16 protein-coding genes are annotated in these 21,034 nt (G+C 69.9%); 2 read left to right on the forward strand and 14 right to left on the reverse strand.

What is annotated here, in order from left to right; genetic code table 11:
- Genes ruvX through AC4BGB_RS02690 form a run of 6 tightly spaced genes read right to left on the reverse strand, consistent with a single transcriptional unit; the run spans position 1 to position 7,138 of the window.
- On the reverse strand, positions 1-489 hold the full coding sequence (gene ruvX / locus AC4BGB_RS02665) for a Holliday junction resolvase RuvX (protein ID WP_490544482.1): 489 nt from the start codon (positions 487-489) through the stop codon (positions 1-3).
- A 6-nt stretch (positions 490-495) separates the two neighbouring features.
- Positions 496-3,156 (reverse strand): alanine--tRNA ligase, encoded by a 2,661-nt coding sequence (gene alaS, locus AC4BGB_RS02670; protein WP_490544484.1) that lies wholly within the window; start codon positions 3,154-3,156, stop codon positions 496-498.
- A gap of 3 nt (positions 3,157-3,159) precedes the next feature.
- Positions 3,160-3,414: a DUF6167 family protein gene (locus AC4BGB_RS02675; protein ID WP_490544486.1), complete on the reverse strand. Its 255-nt coding sequence runs from the start codon at positions 3,412-3,414 to the stop codon at positions 3,160-3,162.
- 21 nt (positions 3,415-3,435) lie between these two features.
- Entirely contained in the window at positions 3,436-3,936 is a 501-nt protein-coding gene (locus tag AC4BGB_RS02680; RefSeq protein WP_490544488.1) for a hypothetical protein, read from the reverse strand.
- An 11-nt stretch (positions 3,937-3,947) separates the two neighbouring features.
- Positions 3,948-5,372, reverse strand: a complete 1,425-nt coding sequence (locus AC4BGB_RS02685; protein ID WP_490544489.1) for a replication-associated recombination protein A — start codon at positions 5,370-5,372, stop codon at positions 3,948-3,950.
- Between the two features lie 29 nt (positions 5,373-5,401).
- Complete coding sequence (locus AC4BGB_RS02690; RefSeq protein ID WP_490544491.1) at positions 5,402-7,138, reverse strand: ABC transporter ATP-binding protein; 1,737 nt, start codon at positions 7,136-7,138, stop codon at positions 5,402-5,404.
- 56 nt (positions 7,139-7,194) lie between these two features.
- On the opposite strand from AC4BGB_RS02690, the gene AC4BGB_RS02695 reads away from it, so the two are divergent.
- Positions 7,195-7,725 (forward strand): PH domain-containing protein, encoded by a 531-nt coding sequence (locus tag AC4BGB_RS02695; RefSeq protein WP_490544493.1) that lies wholly within the window; start codon positions 7,195-7,197, stop codon positions 7,723-7,725.
- Between the two features lie 23 nt (positions 7,726-7,748).
- Here AC4BGB_RS02695 and AC4BGB_RS02700 read toward each other — a convergent pair whose 3' ends face one another.
- The 6 genes from AC4BGB_RS02700 to AC4BGB_RS02725 form a co-directional block, all read right to left on the reverse strand.
- Positions 7,749-8,816, reverse strand: a complete 1,068-nt coding sequence (locus AC4BGB_RS02700; RefSeq protein WP_490544495.1) for an ABC transporter permease — start codon at positions 8,814-8,816, stop codon at positions 7,749-7,751.
- 70 nt (positions 8,817-8,886) lie between these two features.
- The gene (locus AC4BGB_RS02705) at positions 8,887-10,440 is read right to left on the reverse strand and encodes an ABC transporter permease (RefSeq protein ID WP_490544497.1); all 1,554 of its coding nucleotides are present in this window, start codon (positions 10,438-10,440) and stop codon (positions 8,887-8,889) included.
- A gap of 140 nt (positions 10,441-10,580) precedes the next feature.
- Entirely contained in the window at positions 10,581-12,401 is a 1,821-nt protein-coding gene (locus tag AC4BGB_RS02710; protein WP_490544499.1) for an ABC transporter family substrate-binding protein, read from the reverse strand.
- Between the two features lie 171 nt (positions 12,402-12,572).
- Positions 12,573-14,342, reverse strand: coding sequence for an aspartate--tRNA ligase (gene aspS, locus AC4BGB_RS02715; RefSeq protein ID WP_490544500.1), 1,770 nt, complete (start codon positions 14,340-14,342; stop codon positions 12,573-12,575).
- Positions 14,339-15,685 (reverse strand): histidine--tRNA ligase, encoded by a 1,347-nt coding sequence (hisS, locus tag AC4BGB_RS02720; protein ID WP_490544501.1) that lies wholly within the window; start codon positions 15,683-15,685, stop codon positions 14,339-14,341. The genes aspS and hisS overlap by 4 nt, the downstream gene beginning before the upstream one ends.
- Position 15,686: 1 nt before the next feature.
- Positions 15,687-16,403 (reverse strand): MBL fold metallo-hydrolase, encoded by a 717-nt coding sequence (locus tag AC4BGB_RS02725; RefSeq protein WP_490544503.1) that lies wholly within the window; start codon positions 16,401-16,403, stop codon positions 15,687-15,689.
- 150 nt (positions 16,404-16,553) lie between these two features.
- Here AC4BGB_RS02725 and AC4BGB_RS02730 point away from each other — a divergent pair, with 150 nt between their 5' ends.
- On the forward strand, positions 16,554-17,918 hold the full coding sequence (locus AC4BGB_RS02730) for a DUF349 domain-containing protein (RefSeq protein WP_490544505.1): 1,365 nt from the start codon (positions 16,554-16,556) through the stop codon (positions 17,916-17,918).
- A 163-nt stretch (positions 17,919-18,081) separates the two neighbouring features.
- Here the strand turns inward: AC4BGB_RS02730 and AC4BGB_RS02735 are convergent, their stop codons facing one another.
- Positions 18,082-20,415, reverse strand: a complete 2,334-nt coding sequence (locus AC4BGB_RS02735) for a RelA/SpoT family protein (protein ID WP_490544507.1) — start codon at positions 20,413-20,415, stop codon at positions 18,082-18,084.
- Between the two features lie 63 nt (positions 20,416-20,478).
- Positions 20,479-21,030, reverse strand: a complete 552-nt coding sequence (locus AC4BGB_RS02740) for an adenine phosphoribosyltransferase (RefSeq protein ID WP_490544509.1) — start codon at positions 21,028-21,030, stop codon at positions 20,479-20,481.
- Positions 21,031-21,034: the final 4 nt, after the last annotated feature.

Consider the following 21,034-nt stretch of genomic DNA (forward strand, 5'->3'; position numbering starts at 1 on the left):
CTAGTCGCTCGTGTCCCCGGCTGGCAACAGCTCCCCGGCCAGTTTGCCGGTCTGCCGTTCCCGCTCGAGGGCTCCCTGCAAGATGACGACGGCAGCAGCCTGGTCGACCACGGCGCGGCGCTTCTTGCCCTTTCGCCCCTGGGCCCGCAGCTGCCCCTCGGCAGTCACGGTGCTCAGGCGCTCGTCGCACAACCTGACCGGGACCGGGGTGACCCGGTCGGCCAGGGCACGTGCAAACGTCCGCACTTTACCGGCCGAGGGGCCCTCTCCCCCGGACATCGAGCGGGGAAGGCCCACATAGATGCGGACCGCCTCCAGCTCCTCGACGATCGCCGCGATGCGGTCCAGGTCCCCGTCGGCCCGCGGAACGGTCTCGACCGGCGTGGCCAGGATGCCGGACGGGTCACTGCTGGCGACGCCGATGCGCGCGTCCCCGGGATCGATCCCCAGGCGTACGCCGCGCAGGCCGGCGGGAGCGGAAGTCTCCATCCCGCCCTAGCGCGCGAGCTCGCGACGGATCGCCGCGAGCGCGTCCGTGGCGCGGGACGGGTCGGTGCCGCCACCCTGGGCGACGTCGTCCTTGCCGCCTCCCTTGCCGCCCAGGACCTCCGAGGCGGCACGGACGAGGGTGTTGGCGGAGATACCGGCCGCGCGGGCGGCGTCGTTGACCGCCACCACGACCGACGGCTTGCCCTTGGCCGCGCCGAGGATCGCGCTGACCCCGGGCCGGTCCGCGGGCATCCGGCCACGCACGTCCAGTGCCAGGGTGCGTACGTCGCCACCACCGGCTCCGGGCGCCTCGTGACCCACGAACAGCACTCCCCCGATGTCCTCGGCACCCGCGGCGAGCTCGCCCGCGGCGGCCAGCAGCTGCTGCACCCGGATGCGCTCGATCTCCTTCTCGGCCGCACGCAGACGCTCGACCATGTCCCCGACGCGGTCGGCGAGCTGGTCGGGCTGGACCTTGAGCAGGCCGGTCAGCTGACCGACGAGGTCGCGCTCGCGGGCGAGGTACTCGAAGCCCTCCAGGCCGACCAGCGCCTCCACGCGACGGCTGCCCGAGCCGACCGAGGACTCCGAGGTGAGCACGATCGTGCCCACCTGGGAGGAGTGCCGCACGTGCGTGCCGCCGCACAGCTCACGCGACCACGGTCCGCCGATCTCCACGACGCGGACCTGCTGGTCGTCGTAGGTCTCCCCGAACAGTGCCAGCGCGCCCCACTCCCGGGCCTCGGCCAGGGTCATGTAGTCGGCCCGCACCGCGAGGTCCTGGCGCAGGGCAGCGTTGGAGACGCGCTCCACCGCCTGCACCTGGTCGGGGCTCAGCGCCTGCGTCCAGCCGTAGTCCAGCCGCAGGTAGCCGGGCCGGTTGTAGGAGCCCGACTGCAGCGCGGTGGGGCCGAGCACCTCGCGCAGCGCGGCGTGCACCACGTGGGTGCCCGAGTGCGCCTGCGCGGCGCCGGTGCGCCAGTCGGGGTCCACGGAGGCGGCGACCGCCGCGCCGGGGCGCAGCTCACCGTCCAGCACGCGGACCTGGTGGACCACCAGTCCCCGGATCGGGCGCTGCACGTCGAGGACCTCGAGCGCGCCGCCGTCCCACTCGATCGTGCCGGCGTCGGCGACCTGGCCACCGGACTCGGCGTAGAACGGCGTCCGGTCGAGCACCAGCTCACCGACCTCACCCTCGCCGAGCGCGTCCACGGCCTTGCCACCCGAGAGCAGCGCGACCAGCGAGGACTCGGTGTCGAGGGTCTCGTAGGCGAGCCACTCCGTGGGGCCGGACTGGTCGAGGATGGACCGGTAGACGCCGGTGTCGGCGTGCTGGCCCTTCTTGGCGCGCGCGTCGGCCTTGGCCCGCTCGCGCTGCTCGTTCATCAGCCGGCGGAAGCCCTCCTCGTCGACGCTGAGGCCCTTCTCGGCCGCCATCTCCAGGGTGAGGTCGATCGGGAACCCGTAGGTGTCATGGAGGGCGAACGCCTGGTCACCGGGGAGGCTGGTGCCGCCCGCCGCGCTCACCCGGGTGGCGGCGGAGTCGAAGATCGTGGTCCCGGTCTGCAGCGTGACCCGGAACGCGTCCTCCTCGGCGTACGCGACGGCCGAGATCCGGTCCCAGTCCAGCATCAGCTCGGGATAGCCCTGCGACATCTTGTCGCGGCTGACCGGCATCAGCTCCGGCAGCGCCCGGTCCTCGTAGCCGAGGAGCCGCATGGACCGTACGGCGCGACGCAGCAGCCGGCGCAGGACGTAGCCGCGGGACTCGTTGCCGGGCCGGACGCCGTCGCCGATGAGCATCATCGAGCTGCGGATGTGGTCGGCGACGACGCGGAAGCGGACGTCGTCGCCGGGGTCGGCGCCGTAGCGGCGCCCGGTGAGCTGCTCGGCCATCTCGATGACCGGGAACATCACGTCGATCTCGTACATGTTGGGCTTGTCCTGGAGCAGGAGCGCGATCCGCTCCAGGCCCATCCCGGTGTCGATGTTCTGCTTGGGCAGCCGCCCGGAGATGTCGAAGTCGGTCTTGCTGCGCACGGCGCTGAGCTCGTCCTGCATGAAGACGAGGTTCCAGATCTCCAGGTAGCGGTCCTCGGCGCCGAAGTCGCCCTCCTCGCCGTACTCCGGGCCGCGGTCGTAGAGGATCTCCGAGCACGGGCCGCCGGGGCCCGGGACACCCATGGACCAGTAGTTCTCGCTCTCGCCCAGCCGGATCACCCGCTCGTCGGGGAGGCCGGTGACCTTGCGCCACAGCTCGGCCGCCTCGGGGTCACCGTGGTAGACGCTGGGGTACAGCCGGCTCTCCTCCAGGCCCCAGCCGCCGTCGGCGAGAGGCTTGGTGACGAGGTCCCAGGCGAGCTCGATCGCACCCTGCTTGAAGTAGTCGCCGAAGCTGAAGTTGCCGCACATCTCGAAGAACGTGCCGTGCCGGGTCGTCTTGCCGACGTCCTCGATGTCGGGCGTGCGCACGCACTTCTGGACGCTGACGGCGCGCTTGTAGGGCGGCGTCTCCTGACCCAGGAAGTAGGGCTTGAACGGGACCATGCCCGCGTTCACGAACAGCAGGTTGGGGTCCGGCACCAGCAGCGACGCCGAGGGCACAGCCTGGTGGCCGGCTGCTTCGAAGTGCGCGACGAAGCGGCGGCGGATGTCGGCGGTGTCCATGGCTTAGGTGATCTCCTGCGTCGGTGTGGTCAGTTCTCGTGGTCCGTCGGGCGCCCAGCCGAGCCGGTCGCGCAGGTCGGACTCCTTCTCGTTCATGCCGGCCCGGACCTCGTCGGCGAAGAGCTGCGCCCCCACCCCGAGACTCGAGAGCCGGTCGCGGAGGCCGTCGGGCGTCAGCGCCTCGGCCGCGCGCCTTGCCTTGACCATCGCATACACGCCCGCTCCGGCGCCCGCGACGAACCACACTCCCCTGTTCATGGCGTCCTGTTCATCGCGTGCTCATGCCGCGCCGGTGCTCTCGGTGCCCCGCTGGGCGGCGCGGGACTCCCGGATGGAGGCCTTGTTCTCCTGGCGTCGTCGCCGGCGCGCGGCGCGCACCTCTCGGCGCATCTCGAACCGGATCCGGTTGCGCGACTCCGGGGACAGCGCGCGGCGCAGGCCGTGCCCGAACGCGACCGCCTTGAGGAGCGGCTCACCCACCGTGGTGCTGAGCACCACCCGGTCGGCGACGGTGGGCTCGAGGTGGGTGGTCCCCGCGTCGGTGATCACGTACGCCGGGTCGTCGACCCGGATCATCGAGGCGGACTGCCGCTCCAGCTGCTCGGTGAGCGCGTCCAGCCTGGCGCGCAGCTCCTCGGTCTCCCTCTGGGCCGCGGCGAGTGCCGCCGCCAGCTCCTGACGCGATCGCCTGCGGGCGCGCAGCACCAGCGCCACCACGAGGGCAGCGACCAGCAGTGCGCCGACCGCGACGGCGCCGGCGATCAGGACGGGCGGTTCCATGGTGCCCGACCCTACCTGCCGCGGATCAGGCGCCTGATCCGCTCCCACCGCTCCTTGAACGCGCTCTCCGCACCGAGGTTGGTGGGCTGGTAGTAGGTCTCGTCCAGCACCACGTCGGGGGCGTACTGCTGCTCGGCGATCCCGAACGGGGCGTCGTGGGAGTACTTGTAGCCCTTGCCGTGGCCGAGCTTCTTCGAGCCGCCGTAGTGGGCGTCGCGCAGGTGCGCGGGCACGGCGCCGATCTTGCCCGCGCGCACGTCCGCGCTGGCGGCATCGATGCCCTTGATCACCGCGTTGGACTTGGGCGCCAGCGCCAGCGCGATCGTGGCCTGCGCCAGGTTGAGGCGGCCCTCGGGCATCCCGATCAGCGCGACGGCCTGGGCGGCGGCCACCGCCGTGGTCAGGGCGGTGGGATCGGCCAGCCCGATGTCCTCGCTGGCCAGGATGATCAGGCGCCGTGCGATGAACCGGGGGTCCTCGCCGGCCTCCACCATCCTGGCGAGGTAGTGCAGCGCGGCGTCGGCGTCCGAGCCGCGGATCGACTTGATGAAGGCACTCGTGACGTCGTAGTGCTGGTCACCCTGCCGGTCGTAGCGCACCGAGGCCCGGTCGACCGCGGTCTCGGTGGTGGCCAGGTCGATCACGACCGGCCCGTCGTCAGTGGTCGCGCCGTCCTTGTTGGTCGAGCCGTCCTTGTTGGTCGAGCCTGTCGAGACCGCAGCCCCGGCCGCCGCCTCGAGGTAGGTCAGGGAGCGCCGGGCGTCCCCGCCCGCGAGCCGGACCAGGTGGTCGAGGGCGTCGTCCTCGATCGTGACCTGCCCGTCCAGCCCGCGCGGGTCGGTGAGCGCTCGCTGGATCACCCCGCGCACGTCGTCGTCGGTGAGCGGCTCCAGCGTGAGCAGCAGCGAGCGCGACAGCAGCGGGGAGATCACGGAGAAGAACGGGTTCTCGGTCGTCGCGGCCACGAGCGTCACCCAGCGGTTCTCCACCCCGGGGAGGAGACCGTCCTGCTGGGCCTTGCTGAACCGGTGCACCTCGTCGACGAAGAGCACCGTCTCCTGCCCCGTGGCGACGAGCCGGTTGCGGGCGCTGTCGATGGCGGCGCGGACCTCCTTCACGCCCGCGGAGACGGCAGAGACCTCCACGAAGTGCCGGTTGGTCTGGCCGGAGACGATCGAGGCGATCGTGGTCTTGCCGGTCCCCGGCGGTCCCCAGAGCAGCAGGGACATCGGCTGGTCCCCCTCGACCAGGCGACGCAGGGGTGCGCCGGGAGCGAGCAGGTGCTGCTGGCCGACGAGCTCGTCGAGGTTGCGCGGGCGCATCCGTACGGCGAGAGGAGCCGAGGTGTGCGTGTTACCGGCCAGGGTCCCCGACGAGCCGGTAGCCGCCGTCGAGGGTCCCGATCCGGGTCCGTCGTACGCGAAGAGGCCATCCACCGTGCGACCCTATCCGGCTGTGACCCGGCTCAGGACACTCCCGCCTCGTCGATGATCGCGTCCCGCGCCTCGCGGCGGCGGCGCTGCTCGGCGGGATCCGGGACGGGCACGGCCGACACCAGCCGGCGTGTGTACTCGTGCTGCGGGTGGCGCACGATCTGGTCGCGGTCGCCGATCTCCACGATCTTCCCGCGGTACATCACCGCGATCCGGGAGGCGAGGATCTCCACCACGCCGAGGTCGTGGCTGATGAACAGGCAGGCGAAGCCCTGCTCCTGCTGCAGCTCCTGGAAGAGCTGCAGCACCTTGGCCTGCACCGAGACGTCGAGCGCGGAGGTCGGCTCGTCCGCCACCAGCAGCTCGGGGTCGAGGGCGAGCGCCCGGGCGATGCCGACACGCTGCCGCTGACCACCGGAGAGCTCGTGGGGGTAGCGGTTGCGGAAGCCGCGCTGGAGCTGCACCTTGTCGAGCAGCTTCTCGACCTCGGCGTCCAGCGCCCGGCCCTTGAGCTTGCGGTGCAGGAAGAGGGGCTCCCCGATCGACTCACCGATCGGGAGCCGGGGGTTCAGCGACGACCCGGGGTCCTGGAAGACGATCCCGACCCTCTCCCGCAGCGGCCGCAGCGCCTTGGCCGACGCACCCTGCATCGCCACGCCGCCGATCTCCAGCTTGCCGCCGGCGACGGGCAGCAGGCCCAGCGCGGCGCGGCCGATCGTGGTCTTCCCGGAGCCGGACTCCCCCACGAGCCCGACGACCTCGCCGGAGCTGATCGTGAGGTTCACGTCGTCCACGGCCCGGAACACCGGCTGGCTGCCCCGCTTGGGGTACTCCAGGACCAGGTTCTCGGCGACCAGGATCGGGCTCCGCGTGCTTCGCTCGGCACGACCCCGCTCCTCCTCGGCCCTGGCCGCGGCCTCGGCGTCGGTGACCGCGCCGAAGTGCGGCACGGCCGTGAGCAGCTGGCGGGTGTAGGGGTGCTGCGGATCGTTGAACACGGCCTCGGTGGTGCCCGACTCCACGATCCGGCCCTGACGCATCACCATGATCCGGTCGGCCATGTCCGCCACCACACCCATGTCGTGGGTGATCAGCACCACGCCCGCATTGACGCGCTCGCGCAGGTCGCGCATCAGCTTGAGGATCTCGGCCTGGACCGTCACGTCGAGGGCCGTGGTCGGCTCGTCGGCGATCAGCAGCTTGGGCTCGCACGCCAGCGCCTGGGCGATCATCGCGCGCTGCCGCTGGCCGCCGGAGAGCTGGTGCGGGAAGGCGTCGAAACGCCGCTCCGGCTCGGGGATCTCCACCATGGTCAGCAGCTCGATGGCGCGTTCCCTGGCCTGCTTGGGCGAGACGTCGAAGTGCGAGCGGATCGTCTCGACGATCTGGAAGCCGATCGTGTAGACGGGGTTCATCGCCGTCATCGGCTCCTGGAAGATCACGGCGATCTCCTTGCCGCGGATGCGGCGCATCCCCGCCCCGGTCAGCCCGACGAGCTCCTGGCCCCTGAGCTTCGCGCTGCCGGTCGCCCGGCCGTTGGCGGGCAGCAGGCCGAGCAGCGACATCGCGGACTGGGTCTTGCCCGAGCCGGACTCACCGACGATGGCCAGGACCTCACCGGCGTTGACCTGGTAGGTCACGTCCACGGCGGCCGGGAACCACTCGCCGTCGACATAGAACGAGACGCAGAGGTCCTCCACCTCGAGGATCGGGCCGGTGCCCTCGGCGGGGTTCGTGGACTGGGGGGAACCGGGGATCGGGGTGCTCACGAGCGGCCTCTCCTTGCTGGCGTGGGCGGCGTCGGGGCATCTGTCAGGGTGAGTCCATGCAACCGACGGTGCGGATCAGGTCTCGATCGGCGCAGCTGCTGGGCGTGACGATGGTGCTGGTGTCCCTCGCCGGCCTGGTGTCGCTGGTGCTGGACAGCGCCGAGGCGACGCTGCGGCTCGGCGCCCCCGTCGTGCTGTTCGGGGTGGTGGGCTGGGCAGCGTTCTGGCAGCCCTACGTGGAGGTCTCCGACGGTGGCATCACGGTCGCCAACACGCTGCGCACGGTGGAGGTTCCCTGGCCCGCCGTACAGGCCGTCGAGGGCCGCTACGGCCTGCGCCTGCGTACGGCGCTTGGGCAGGTGACCGCCTGGGCGGCACAGGCGCCCTCGGGGCGCGACCGCGCCAGGGGCGTTCCCAGCACCGCGGCCGCACTGGTCCAGGAGCGCCTTGACCAGCTGCGGGCCGAGGGACACCTGGACGACCCGCGGCTGGAGCGCCCGCAGGCTGTCGTCCGCTGGCACCGTCCCCTGCTGGCGGCGCTGGCCGTGCTCGCCGTCGCCACGGTTGCCCTGCCGCTGCTCGCCTGAGTCCGGCACGCGCTGGGGGCAGGTCATCCTGCGTCCCCGTCCCGCTTCCCGAGCCCGCCGGTCAGCAGAGCGGCGCGCTGCATCTTGCGCGCGGACGGAACCCGCTTCTGCCGGGGGTCGAAGGCGTCGCGGAGCCCGTCGCCGATGAAGTTCACCGAGAGGGCGATCAGGATGATGAACACACCGGGCCACCAGAACAGCCACGGCCGGGTGGAGAACGCGGACTGGTACTGCGCGATCATGGTGCCCAGCGAGACGTCCGGCGCCCGGACCCCGAACCCGAGGTAGCTCAGCGAGGTCTCGAGCAGGACCGCTGTGGAGGCCAGCAGGGTGGTGTTCACGATGATCACCCCCATGGCGTTGGGGATCATGTGCTTGCGGATGATCCGGAAGCTGCTGGCGCCGGCGACCTTGGCCGCGTCGACGAACTCGCGTTCGCGCAGCGAGAGGAACTCGCCCCGGACCAGTCGGGCCAGGGTCGTCCAAGTGATCCCGCCCAGCGCCACGGCGAGCCAGAAGGCACCTGCCGACCCGACGAAGTTGCCCAGGACGGCGCCGATGACGATCACCGGGAACGTGATGAACAAGTCGGTGAACCGCATCAGGAGCTGGTCGACCCAGCCGCGGAAGTAGCCGGAGACCGCGCCGATGGTCATCCCGATGAACGCTGCCAGCAGGCTGATCACGAGCATCACGTTGATCGAGGTCTGGGTTCCCTTCATGGTGCGGGCGAAGATGTCGCGACCGATCTCGTCCTGCCCGAACGGGTGATCGCCGATCGCGAACCCGCTGCCGCCGAGCCACCTCGGCAGGCTCAACGTCGGCGCACCGCCGTTCTGCACCGCACCGGTGTTCACGTGGTCGAACTTCCACCAGCCCGGGATCCCCAGGGTGCCGATGGAGGAGTAGGCCAGCAGCACGATCACCAGGAGGGTGACCAGCCCGGCGATCGCACCTCGGTGCCGGAAGAAGCGGCGCCGCACGATCTGGCCCTGCGAGAGGCCGGCGACGTCCTTGAGCTCGATCGGACTCGCGGTCGTGTCGTCAGCCACGGTGTCCGTGCGCCCCGTCGGTTCCAGGGGCGTGCTCATCGGGACCCCCACAGGAAGGTGAGCTCCATCAGCGCACTGCGTCCTCTCACGAGCAGTTCTGGTCGGTGGCTCATGCGGCCACCCGGATGCGCGGGTCGAGCACCGCGTAGATGAGGTCTGCCACCAGGCTGGCGATCACCGCGAGGATGCCCACCACGACGATGTAGGCCATCACCGGGTCCTGCTGGTTCGCGTCGAGGGACTCCACGAACAGGCGTCCCATCCCGAACCACCCGAAGACGGTCTCGGTGATCACGGCGCCGCCGAGCAGCGTGATGATGTCGATGGGGACGATCGAGGCCAGCGGGAGCAGCGCGTTGCGGAACGCGTGCCGCATGATGACCGTTCGCTCCGTGAGGCCCTTTGACCGGGCCGTGCGGATGTAGTCCTGGTTCATCACCTCGAGCATCGAGGCCCGGGAGTAGCGCGTGTAGGACGCGAACGAGATCAGGATCAGCGTCGCGGTCGGGAGCACGAGGTGGGCCGCGGAGTCGATGGTGTGGATCCAGAAGTCGCCCTGCAGGTTCGGCGTGGAGCTGCCCAGCGTGGCGATCGGTCGGCCCTTGATCGCGGGGTTGTCGTTGTAGGAGCCCCAGCTCTGCAGCACCCGGTCGACGAAGATCAGGCCCGAGACCGGCACCGCCGTGAGCACCGCGGTGCGCGCGGACCGCGCCCGGTCGGGGCCACCCCAGGCGAGGCCGATGCCTGCGCTGATCACCAGAGCGCTCAGGAACAGCGCGAGGACCAGGGGCCAGCCCAGGACGCCCGCGTCCTTGGCCCAGGCCCAGAAGAACAGCAGCGGCAGCCACAGCGCGGTGCCGACTGCGGCGACCGTCAACGAGGAGTACAGCGCCTTGCGGTTGCGCAGGCCGGTGCTCAGCGCGGTCACCGCAAGCGCCGAGCCGAACGAGCCGAGGGCGATGAGCACGATGCCCAGCGCGGGGTCGACGAACCAGTCCGTCAGGTCGAGGTAGACGAGCAGGACGGCCGTGGCGAGAGCCGCGACGGCGAAGTTGCGCAACCGCGTCTTGGCGTCACCGGCCACCGCAGAGCTCACCACGATGCCGAAGACGACCGCGCACACCGCGATCGCGGCGGTGGAGATCACCGGATCCCGCAGGAAGTCGTTGAAGTCGATCGCCAGGAAGACCTTCGCCAGCACCGCGACCCAGAACACCGGCAGCGAGTAGAGCAGGAAGGACAGGAAGGTGATCGTGTAGTCGAAGCCGCTGTACTGGCGAAGCGCGCTGATCACGCCGACCAGCACACCGAGGATGATGGCGACGATGGTCGCCGCGCCGACGAGCTGGATCGTGGTTCCCACTGCTCCGCTGAGCAGCGAGGTGACCTGCTGGTTGGTCATCCAGTTGGTGCCCAGGTCACAGTTGCCGTACAGGCACCCGCTCGCGCCGCGCAGCCAGTCGAGGTAGCGCACGAGCACGGGGTCGTTGAGGTTGAGCTCGGCGATCCGGTTCTGGATCTGGGCCGCCTTGTTGGGGGCGGTACTGGTACGGAGGTCCTCGAAGGGGTCGATCGAGATGTCCACCAGGACGTACATGATCACCGTGGAGATCAGCACGACCAGGAGCGACATGGAAAGTCGCTTGACGAAGAACGAAACCATCGGGGGACCCAACCTGTGTGGGGGCGCGCGCAGCCGGACTCGGGAGGCGCAGCACTGGCGGACGTGGTGCCGGGTGCGGCCGGGGAACCGGCCGCACCCGCCACCAGACTCTTACTAGTCAAACATGCGTCGAACAGCGGTCAGCTGTTGGGGACCTTCCAGTTCCAGAAGCCCTGGAACATGGTCGGCGACAGCGGCCCGGGCTCGAGACCCGTGACCCGCTCCTCGTTGGAGATCGTCGCCCCCGGGTGCTGGAAGATGGTCAGACCGACGGCGTCCTCGAAGAGGAGCTTCTCCACCTCGGTCTGGATCCGCAGCTGCTCCGCGGGGTCGATGGTCACGCTGACCTCGTCGAGCAGCGCGTCGACCTTCTTGTTCGAGTAGCCGTTGAGGTTGTTGATCCCACCGGTTCCGAAGGTGGGCGGACCGCTCTCGGTCACACCGGTGGTGGTGGACTGCCAGCCGAAGATCACGGCGTCGTAGGTGCCGTCGCCGAGCTTCTCGCCCCACTTCTCGCTGCCGTTGTCGATCAGCTCGAAACCGGCCTTCGCGAGCGCGGGCTTCATGATCTCGAACTGGTTCTCACGCCGGACGTTGCCCTTGGCGTACATCACGCGCACCTTGACAGGCGTGGTGACGCCGGCCTGCTTGAGCAGCTGCTGCGACTTGGCGGGGTCGACCTCGGCGTACTCCGAGGAACCGTTCGCGGCCACGACCTCGTCGTACCCGGGGGTGCCCTCGGTGTAGAGGAAGGAGTCGCGGACGTTCGCATCGGACGTGATCGGCTTGATCAGCTTGTCGACGATCTCCTGGCGCGGCACCGCGTGCAGGAACGCCTGGCGCACCTGCTTGGCCTTGGCTGCGTCGCCGCCGTAGCTCGCCGGGTCGAAGGGACCCTTGTTGTTCATCACGAGGTCGATGTGCTCGTAGGTGGCGTCGAGGCTCGACTCGATCTTTGCGTTCTTGATCTTCTCGGCGGCCTTGACCACGTCCGCGGTCACCTGTGGCGACATCACGTCGATCTCGCCGTTCTCGAGCGCCTGGACCTGAGCCATCGGGTCCTCGTTCCAACGCACCGTCAGGGTGTCGATGGCGCCCTCGTGGTCCCCCTTGTACTCAGGGTTCTTGTCGAGGGTCATGAACTCGTTCTCCTTGAACTCCGTCAGCACGTAGGCGCCGGTGGAGAGAGTGAGATCCTTGTCCTCAGGCATCTTGGTGTAGTCGAAGCCGGTGTTCCAGAAGGCCGAGATCTTCTGCAGCGCGGCCTCGTCCTTGTCCTGGACGGCCTTCACGAGGGCGTCCTTGGCCTCCTGCGGGTCCTCGATGCCGAGGGCCTTGCCAGCGGTCACGTGCGCCGGGGTGTGGACCTCGACGTCGAGCTGCCAGTCGGCGAAGGGCTTGGTGTAGGTCAGCGTGAGCGACTTGCCGTCGTCACCGATGACCGGGGTGTCCTTGACCAGTGCGAGGCCGGGGACGGCGCCGTCGAAGTAGACCTTGCCCTTGGTGTTCTGGGGCAGGCCGGTCGCCTCGTCGCGCTTGACCTGGTCGGAGTCGATGGTGTTCACGTTGCCACTGCCGCTCGCCCAGACCAGGAGCAGGTCAGCCGCGTCGACCGGGGTGCCGTCAGACCACTTGCTGTCCTCGTTGACGGTGTACTTGACCGTCAGCGGGTCCTCGCTGACCTTCTCGTAGGTACCGAAGGACTCGTTGGTCTGGAGCTCCGAGTTCTGGTCGTAGTACCAGAACTGGTCGGTCATCAGGTACTTGATGACGGCATTCGCAGTGGAGTTACCGTTCGAGGTCTCGGTGTTGTACGAGTAGAACGGCTGGTTCCAGCCGAGGCTGAGGGACGTCTTCTTGTCCCCGCTGTCCTCGTCGGCCGAGGGCGCGGAGCAGGCTGTGCCCACGAGGCTCAGCGCAGCGACCACCGCCCCCGCAGCGAAGATCCGCTTGTTAATCACGTGTGCTCCTCTTCGTGTCGTCCCACCGTGTCTCGATGGGGCCGCGGTTGGGTCAGTCGAAGACGACTGACCCAACCAACATTAGGCACAGCTCGTGACCGAACTTGACCGTTGACGACCCGAAATGGGAATTGTTACCGGAGTGCGACTATTATCCCGAAGTAACGTTGCTCACACGGGCTTTTCGGGACGTGCGTCCACACCGGCTTCCTTGCGCTGCTCCGGGGTGATCGGAGCCGGGGCCGCGGTCAGGGCGTCGTAGCCGCCTCCGCTCTTCGGGAAGGCGATCACCTCCCGGATCGAGTCCGACCCGGTGAGCAGGGCGCAGATCCGGTCCCACCCGAAGGCGATGCCGCCGTGGGGCGGGGCGCCGTACGCGAACGCGTCGAGGAGGAACCCGAACTTCTCTTGGGCGGCCTCCTCGTCGAGCCCCATCAGGGCGAAGACGCGCTTCTGCACGTCGCTGCGGTGGATCCGGATCGAGCCGCCGCCGATCTCGTTGCCGTTGCAGACGATGTCGTAGGCCCAGGCGAGCGCGTTGCCGGGGTCCTTGTCGAAGTTCTCCACGTCCTTGGGGCTGGTGAACGCGTGGTGCACGGCGGTCCATGCACCGGTGCCGACGGCGACGTCGCCCGCGGCGGTCGCGTCCGCGGCCGGCTCGAACAGCGGCGCGTCGACGACCCACACGAAGCTCCAGGCGTCCTCGTCGATCAGGCCGCCGCGGCGACCGATCTCCAGGCGGGCCGCCCCGAGCAGGGCGCGACTGGGCTTGGTGGCGCCGGCGGCGAAGAAGATGCAGTCACCGGGCTGCGCCCCCACGTGCGCGGCGATGCCCGCCCGCTCCTCCTCGCTGATGTTCTTCGCGACGGGCCCAGCTAGCTCGCCGTCCTCCTTGACCAGGAGGTAGGCCAGCCCCTTGGCGCCACGCTGCTTGGCCCACTCCTGCCAGGCGTCCAGCTTCTTCCGCGGCTGGCTGGCGCCACCGGCCATCACCACGGCACCGACGTACTCGGACTGGAAGACCCGGAACGGGGTGTCCTTGAAGAACTCGGTGCACTCCACGAGCTCGAGGTCCAGGCGCAGGTCCGGCTTGTCGGAGCCGAAGCGGGACATCGCCTCGGCGTAGGTCAGGCGCGGCAGTGGGGTCGGTACGTCGTACCCGATCAGGGACCAGACGGCGGTGAGGATGCGCTCGGTCAGGGCGATCACGTCGTCCTGGTCCACGAAGCTCATCTCGACGTCGAGCTGGGTGAACTCGGGCTGCCGGTCGGCGCGGAAGTCCTCGTCGCGGTAGCAGCGGGCGATCTGGTAGTAGCGCTCCATCCCCGCCACCATCAGCAGCTGCTTGAACAGCTGCGGGCTCTGCGGCAGGGCGTACCAGCTACCGGGCTGCAGGCGGGCGGGGACCAGGAAGTCGCGGGCGCCCTCGGGGGTGGACCGGGTCAGCGTCGGGGTCTCCACCTCGACGAAGCCCTCCTCGTCCAGCACGTCGCGGGCCGCCTTGTTGACCTTGCTGCGCAGCCGCAGCGCGTGGCTGGGTCCGCTGCGTCGCAGGTCGAGGTAGCGGTACTTGAGGCGGGCCTCCTCGCCCACCGCGCCACCGGTCGACGTGTCGTCGATCGGGAACGGCAGCGGGGCCGAGCTGCTGAGCACCTCGACGTCGGTGGCGATTACCTCGATCTCGCCGGTGGGCAGGTTGGGGTTCTGGTTGCCCTCGGGCCGGAGACCGACGGTGCCGGTGATCTTCAGGCAGTACTCGCTGCGCAGGTGGTGCGCGACGGCCTCGTCCCGGATGACGACCTGCACCACCCCGCTGGCGTCGCGCAGGTCGATGAAGGCCACTCCCCCGTGGTCGCGACGTCGGGCCACCCATCCGGCGAGGATGACTTCGGTGTCGACGTGGCTCGCGCGGAGTTCGCCGGCCGTGTGGGTACGGATCACTGTTGCTCCTGTTGGTTGCTGCGGACACGCGGGCGCAGGTCCTCGACCGGCGGCATCCACGTGGTGGGGTCCACAGCGGTCTGCTCGCCGCTGCGGATGTCCTTGATCTCGGCGGGCTGGTCGGCCGCACCGGGGAAGAGCACGAAGGGGATGCCACGGCGCTCCGCGTGGCGGATCTGCTTGCCGAACTTCTGCGCGGCGGGCGCCACCTCGCAGGGCACGCCGTTGGCCCGCAGCTGCCCGGCGAGCACGTCACTCGCGGCGCGGCTGTCCTCGTCGGTCACCGCGACCAGCACGGCGCTGGGCACGGTCCGGTCGGCTGCCACGACTCCCCTGCCGAGCAGCGGCACGAGCACGCGACTCACCCCCAGCGAGATGCCGACGCCGGGGTAGGTCGCCCGGCCGTCGCTGGCGAGTGCGTCGTACCGGCCACCGGAGCAGATCGAGCCGAGGCTCTCGTAGCCGTCGAGCCGCGTCTCGAACACCGTGCCGGTGTAGTAGTCCAGGCCCCGGGCGATCTTCAGGTCGGCGACGATCCGGACCCGGTCGGTGACCAGGGTGGCGCAGCCCTCGACCACCGCGGCGAGCTCGGTGAGCCCCTCGTCCAGCAGCTCGTGGTGTACGCCGAGCGCGCGCACCTGCTCCACGAACGAGGTGTCGGTGGTGCTGATCCGGGCCAGCGCCAGGCAGCTCTCCGCCTGCTCGGCCGTGAGCCCTGCCTCCTCCACCAGCAGCGCGCCCACGCGCTCCTCGGAGATCTTGTCGAGCTTGTCGACCGTGCGCATCACCGCATCGAGGTCGGGGACGCCCAGGCCTGCGTAGAAACCCTGGATCAGCTTGCGGTTGTTCACCTGCAGGCGGAACCCGGGCAAGAAGTCGAGGCCGGCGAGCGCGTCGAGCATCACCCGGGCGACCTCGACGTCGTGGTGGAAGGAGAGGGAGTCACGTCCGATGACGTCGACGTCGGCCTGCGTGAACTCGCGGAAGCGGCCCTCCTGCGGGCGCTCCCCGCGCCAGACCTTCTGGATCTGGTAGCGGCGGAACGGGAAGTCCAGCTTGCCGGCGTTCTCCAGGACGTAGCGGGCGAACGGGACCGTGAGGTCGAAGTGCAACCCCATCCCGGCGTCGCCCTCCTGGTCGTGGATGCGCTTGAGCACGTAGACCTCCTTGGAGGTCTCCCCCTTGCGCAGCAGCTGGTCCAGCGGCTCCACGGCACGGGTCTCGATGTTGGCGAAGCCGTGCAGCTCGAAGGTCGCGGCCAGGCGGGCGAGGACCTGCTGCTCGACGTACCTCTGCCCGGGCAGCAGCTCGGGGAACCCGCTCAGCGGGGTGGGACGGCTCATCTCAGAGGCCTCGGGTGATCGGGGCGGAGGAACCGCGTCCCTCGTCCTGGAGCTCGAGCAGGAACGGGTTGGTGGCGCGCTCGCGGGCGATGCTGGTCTGCTCGCCGTGTCCGGGGAGCACGACGATGTCGTCGGGCAGGGTGAGCACCTTCTCGCGCAGGCTGCGAAGCATCGTCGGGTGGTCGCCGCCGGGGAGGTCGGTCCGGCCGATGGAGCCTGCGAAGAGCAGGTCACCGGAGAACATCACCTCGGAGACGTCCGCGTCGGGGTACGGCGAGCGGAAGGTCACCGAGCCCTCGGTGTGCCCGGGGGTGTGGTCCACGACGAAGCTCAGGCCGGCCAGCTCGAGCGTCTGGGCGTCGCTGAGCTCCTCGACTCGATCGGGCTCGGCGAACTCGTACTTGCCGCCGAGCATCATCGCGGTGGTCTCAGCGGACATGCCGGCCATCGGGTTGGCGAGCAGGTGCCGGTCCCTGGGGTGGATCCAGGCGGTGGCGTCGTAGGTGCCCGCGACCGGGGCCACGCACCACATGTGGTCGACGTGCCCGTGCGTGACCAGGACGGCGACCGGCTTCAGGTTGTGCTCGCGCACCACCTGCTGGACTCCTTCGGCTGCGTCCTTGCCCGGGTCGATCACCACGCACTCGGTGCCGGGACCGGTTGCCGCGACGTAGCAGTTGGTGCCCCACGGTCCGGCTGGGAAGCCTGCGATCAGCACCTTGACGCCTCCTGCTTCGGGGTTGGGGACCAGATTGGACTCAGCCAGCCTACTGTCCCGGGAACCCCACCTCGGCATGCGTACGATGTGACCAGGCCGAAGAGCCGGGCCGACAGCAGGTACGGACAACGCAGGAGCAGGTGTAGCGACGTGACCGCGCAGGGCAACTCCCCCGACCAGGGCCCCCCGGCTCGTCCCGGCAAGCCCGGTCCGCCGCCGCGTCCCGCGGCACCGCCGGTCCCGCGACCCGCCCCGCCTGCCGCTGCCGCTCCCCCGGCTCCGTCGGGTCCGCCGGCCAGTGAGTGGGGGCGCGTCGAGGAGGACGGGACCGTCTACCTGCGCACCGCCGAGGGCGAGCGCGTCGTCGGCCAGTACCCGGAGGGCACGCCCGAGGAGGCGCTCGCGTTCTTCACCCGGCGTTTCGACGCGCTCGAGTTCGAGGTCGCGCTGCTCGAGCAGCGCGTGCGCGCCGAGTCGCTGAGCCCCGACGAGGCGACCGAGTCGATCAAGCGGGTGGCGGCCCAGATCGCCGAGGCCAATGCGGTCGGCGACATCGTCGGGCTCACCGCCCGGCTCGACGCCCTCGGCCCGCTGGTCGGGCTCCAGCGCAACAAGCGCAAGGAGGAGCGCGCTCGCCGGCTTGAGGAGTCGCGCGCCCGAAAGGAGCAGATCGTCGGCGAGGCCGAGAAGATCTCCCAGGGCAAGGACTGGCGCAACGGGGTCAACCGGCTGCGCGACCTGCTGGAGGAGTGGAAGACGCTCCCCCGCCTGGACAAGAAGAGCGACGACGAGCTGTGGCACCGCTTCTCCGGCGCGCGCACGGCGTACACCCGGCGCCGCAAGGCGCACTTCGCCGAGCTCGGCGAGCAGCGCGAGGGCGCCCGGGTCGTCAAGGAGCGGCTCCTCAAGGAAGCGGAGGCGATCAGCGGCTCCACCGAGTGGGGGCCCACCTCCACCCGCTACCGCGAGCTGATGCAGGACTGGAAGGCGGCCGGCTCAGCCCCGCGCGACGTCGAGGAGAAGCTCTGGCAGCGGTTCCGCACCGCCCAGGACGCCTTCTTCAGTGCCCGCGAGGCCGCCAACGCCGAGGAGGACCGCGAGTTCGCGGCCAACGCGGAGAAGAAGCGCGCCCTGCTCGTGGAAGCCGAGGCCCTGGTCCCCGTGACCGACCTCGAGGCCGCCAAGCGCGCCTTCCGCGACATCAGCGAGCGCTGGGACGCCGCCGGGAAGGTGCCGCGCGACGACATCAAGCCCCTCGAGGCCCGGATCCGGAAGGTCGAGCAGGCGATCCGCTCGATCGAGGACGACAAGTGGAAGCGCACCGACCCCGAGAAGTCGGCTCGTGCGGGCGACATGCTCAGCCAGCTCGAGCGCGCCATCGCCGCCATCGAGGCCGACCTGGACAAGGCCCGCGCCGCCGGCAACGAGAAGAAGACCAGGGAGCTGGAGGAGAACCTCGCCTCGCGCCAGCAGTTCCTCGAGATGGCTCAGAAGGCCGCCGCAGACTTCTCCTAGTCCGCCGACCGGGCAAAACGTTCCGCCGTACGACGCCGACCGGGCAGAAACCTCTCCCGTACGACGCCGACCGGGCAGTTCTGTACACGCGCCCCGGACACAAGTGCCCGCTCACCGCGCTCCGGCGAGACGTTTGTGCCCGCTCACCGCGCTCCGGCGAGAGCTACTGGGTGACGCGGTAGGCGTCGAAGACGCCGTCGACCTGGCGGACGGACTTCAAGATGGCGCCGAGGTGCTTGGGGTCGCCCATCTCGAAGGTGAACCTGCTCTTGGCGACGCGGTCGCGGTTGGTGGTCAGGGTCGCGGAGAGGATGTTCACGTGCTGGTCGGAGAGCACCATCGTGATGTCCGAGAGCAGCCGGGCCCGGTCGAGGGCGTCGACCATGATCTGGACCAGGAACGTCGACTGTGAGCTGGGGGCCCACTCCACCTCGGCGAGCCGCTCGGGCTGGCTGAGCAGCTGCGCGGCGTTGGTGCAGTCGCGGCGGTGCACCGAGATGCCGTCGCCGCGGGTGACGAAGCCGAGGATCTCGTCGCCGGGCACCGGGGTGCAGCAGCGGGCCAGCTTCACCAGTACGTCGGTGGCCCCCTTCACCACGACCCCGGAGTCGTGCGCGGCAGCGCCACGGCGGCGCGGCCGGGTGATCGTCACGGCCTCGGCGAGGTCCTCGGCGGCCCCGTCGGTGCCACCGGAGACCTCGACCACCTTGCGTACGACGGTCTGGGCACCCAGGTTGCCCTCGCCGACGGCGGCGTAGAGCGCCGTCACGTCGGCGATGTTCAGCTCGTTCGCGACCTGGGTCAGGGACTCGTGGGTCATCACCCGCTTGAGCGGGAGACCCTCCTTGCGCAGCAGCCGGCCGATCTGCTCCTTGCCCTGCTCGATGGCCTCCTCGCGCCGCTCCTTGGTGAACCACTGGCGGATCTTGTTGCGCGCCCTCGGCGACTTCACGAACGTCAGCCAGTCGCGGGTGGGTCCGGCCGTGGGCGACTTGGAGGTGAACACCTCGACCACGTCGCCGTGCTCGAGCTCGGACTCCAGCGGGACGAGCCGGCCGTTGACCCGCGCCCCGATGGTGTGGTGCCCGACCTCGGTGTGGATGGCGTAGGCGAAGTCGACCGGCGTCGACCCGATCGGGAGCCCGATCACGTCGCCGCGCGGAGTGAAGACGAAGACCTCGGCGCTGTTGATCTCGAAGCGCAGCGAGTCCAGGAACTCACCCGGGTCGTCGACCTCGTTCTGCCAGTCGAGGAGCTGGCGCAGCCACGGCATGTCGGAGTCCTTGAGACTCTTGTCGGTGTCGACGCCGTTGCGCGAGTCCTCCTTGTACTTCCAGTGGGCCGCGACGCCGTACTCCGCACGACGGTGCATCCCCACCGTGCGGATCTGCATCTCGACGGGCTTGCCGGAGGGACCGATCACGGTGGTGTGCAGCGACTGGTACATGTTGAACTTCGGCATCGCGACGTAGTCCTTGAACCGGCCCGGGAGCGGGTTCCAGCGGTTGTGCAGCACACCGAGCACGCCGTAGCAGTCCTGGTCGTTGTCCACGAGGATGCGGATCCCGACGAGGTCGTAGATGTCGGAGAACTCGCGTCCGCCGTGGATCATCTTCTGGTAGATCGAGTAGTAGTGCTTGGGCCGGCCGGTCACCCGGGCGCTGATCTTGCTGCTCCGCAGGTCGGCCTCGACCTGGGAGATCACCTGGGCCAGGAACTGGTCGCGCGAGGGGGCGCGCTCGGCGACGAGCCGGACGATCTCGTCGTAGATCTTGGGATACATCGTGGCGAACGCGAGGTCCTCGAGCTCCCACTTGAGCGTGTTCATGCCCAGCCGATGTGCCAGCGGCGCGTAGATCTCCAGGGTCTCGCGCGACTTGCGCTCCTGGGTCTCCTGCTTGACGTAGCGCAGCGTGCGCATGTTGTGCAGCCGGTCGGCGAGCTTGATCACCAGGACCCGGATGTCCTTGCTCATCGCCACGATCATCTTGCGGATCGTCTCGGCCTGCGCCGAGTCGCCGTACTTCACCTTGTCGAGCTTGGTCACGCCGTCGACGAGGGCCGCGACCTCATCGCCGAAGTCCCGGCGCAGCTCGTCGAGGGTGTACGGCGTGTCCTCGACCGTGTCGTGGAGCAGGGCCGCCACCAGGGTCGGCTCGGTCATGCCGATGTCCGCCAGGATCGTGGTCACGGCCAGCGGGTGGGTGATGTAGGGATCACCGCTCTTGCGCATCTGCCCGCGGTGGTGCTTCTCGGCGATGTCGTAGGCGCGCTCCAGCAGGGCCAGGTCGGCCTTGGGGTGGTTGGCGCGCACCGTGCGGAACAACGGCTCCAGCACCGGGTTGCCGACCTGCTTGCTGGTGCCGATCCGGGCCAGCCTCGCGCGTACGCCGCGTCCGGTCAGGGTCGACCCGCGGTCCGCGGGCGCGGGCGGGGACGTGCCGGTGCCGGTGCCGGCCGGTGCCTCGGGGGCGGCCGCCAAGCGGTCCTCAGCCAACTGACACCTCCCTCAACCGGTCGGACAACACTCCCAGTCTAGGCACCTCGGCAGGCTCGCCGTTCAGACCCTGTGCAGCACCGTCAGGGGAACCTCGCCGATGGCCTGCCTTCCGGGCAGGAAGCTCAGCTCCAGCAGGACCGCCAGACCGTGTACGACGGCCCCGAACCCCTCGATCAACTCGGCGGTGGCGCGCGCCGTGCCGCCGGTGGCGAGCACGTCGTCGATGACCAGGATCCGCTCCCCCTCCGCCACCGCGTCGGTGTGCATCTCGAGGGTCTCCGCGCCGTACTCGAGGTCGTAGCTCACCGCCGCGGTGCGCCACGGCAGCTTGCCCGGCTTGCGGACGGGGACGAAGCCGACCCCCAGGAGCAGGGCCACGGGGGCGCCGAGAATGAACCCACGGGCCTCCATCCCCACGACCTTGTCCACCACGACGGCTCCGGTCTCGTCGCGCCCGGCGTCAGCCAGTGCCGCGACCACGGCCGTGAACGCGGCGTGGTCGTCGAGCAGCGGGGTGATGTCCTTGAAGGTCACCCCGGGCATCGGGAAGTCCGCGATGTCACGAACGAGAGCATCGATCAGTGCGCTGAGCTCCTCACGGTTCTCACCCACGGCC

The sequence above is a fragment of the Nocardioides sp. Z30_9 genome, from assembly GCF_058215735.1.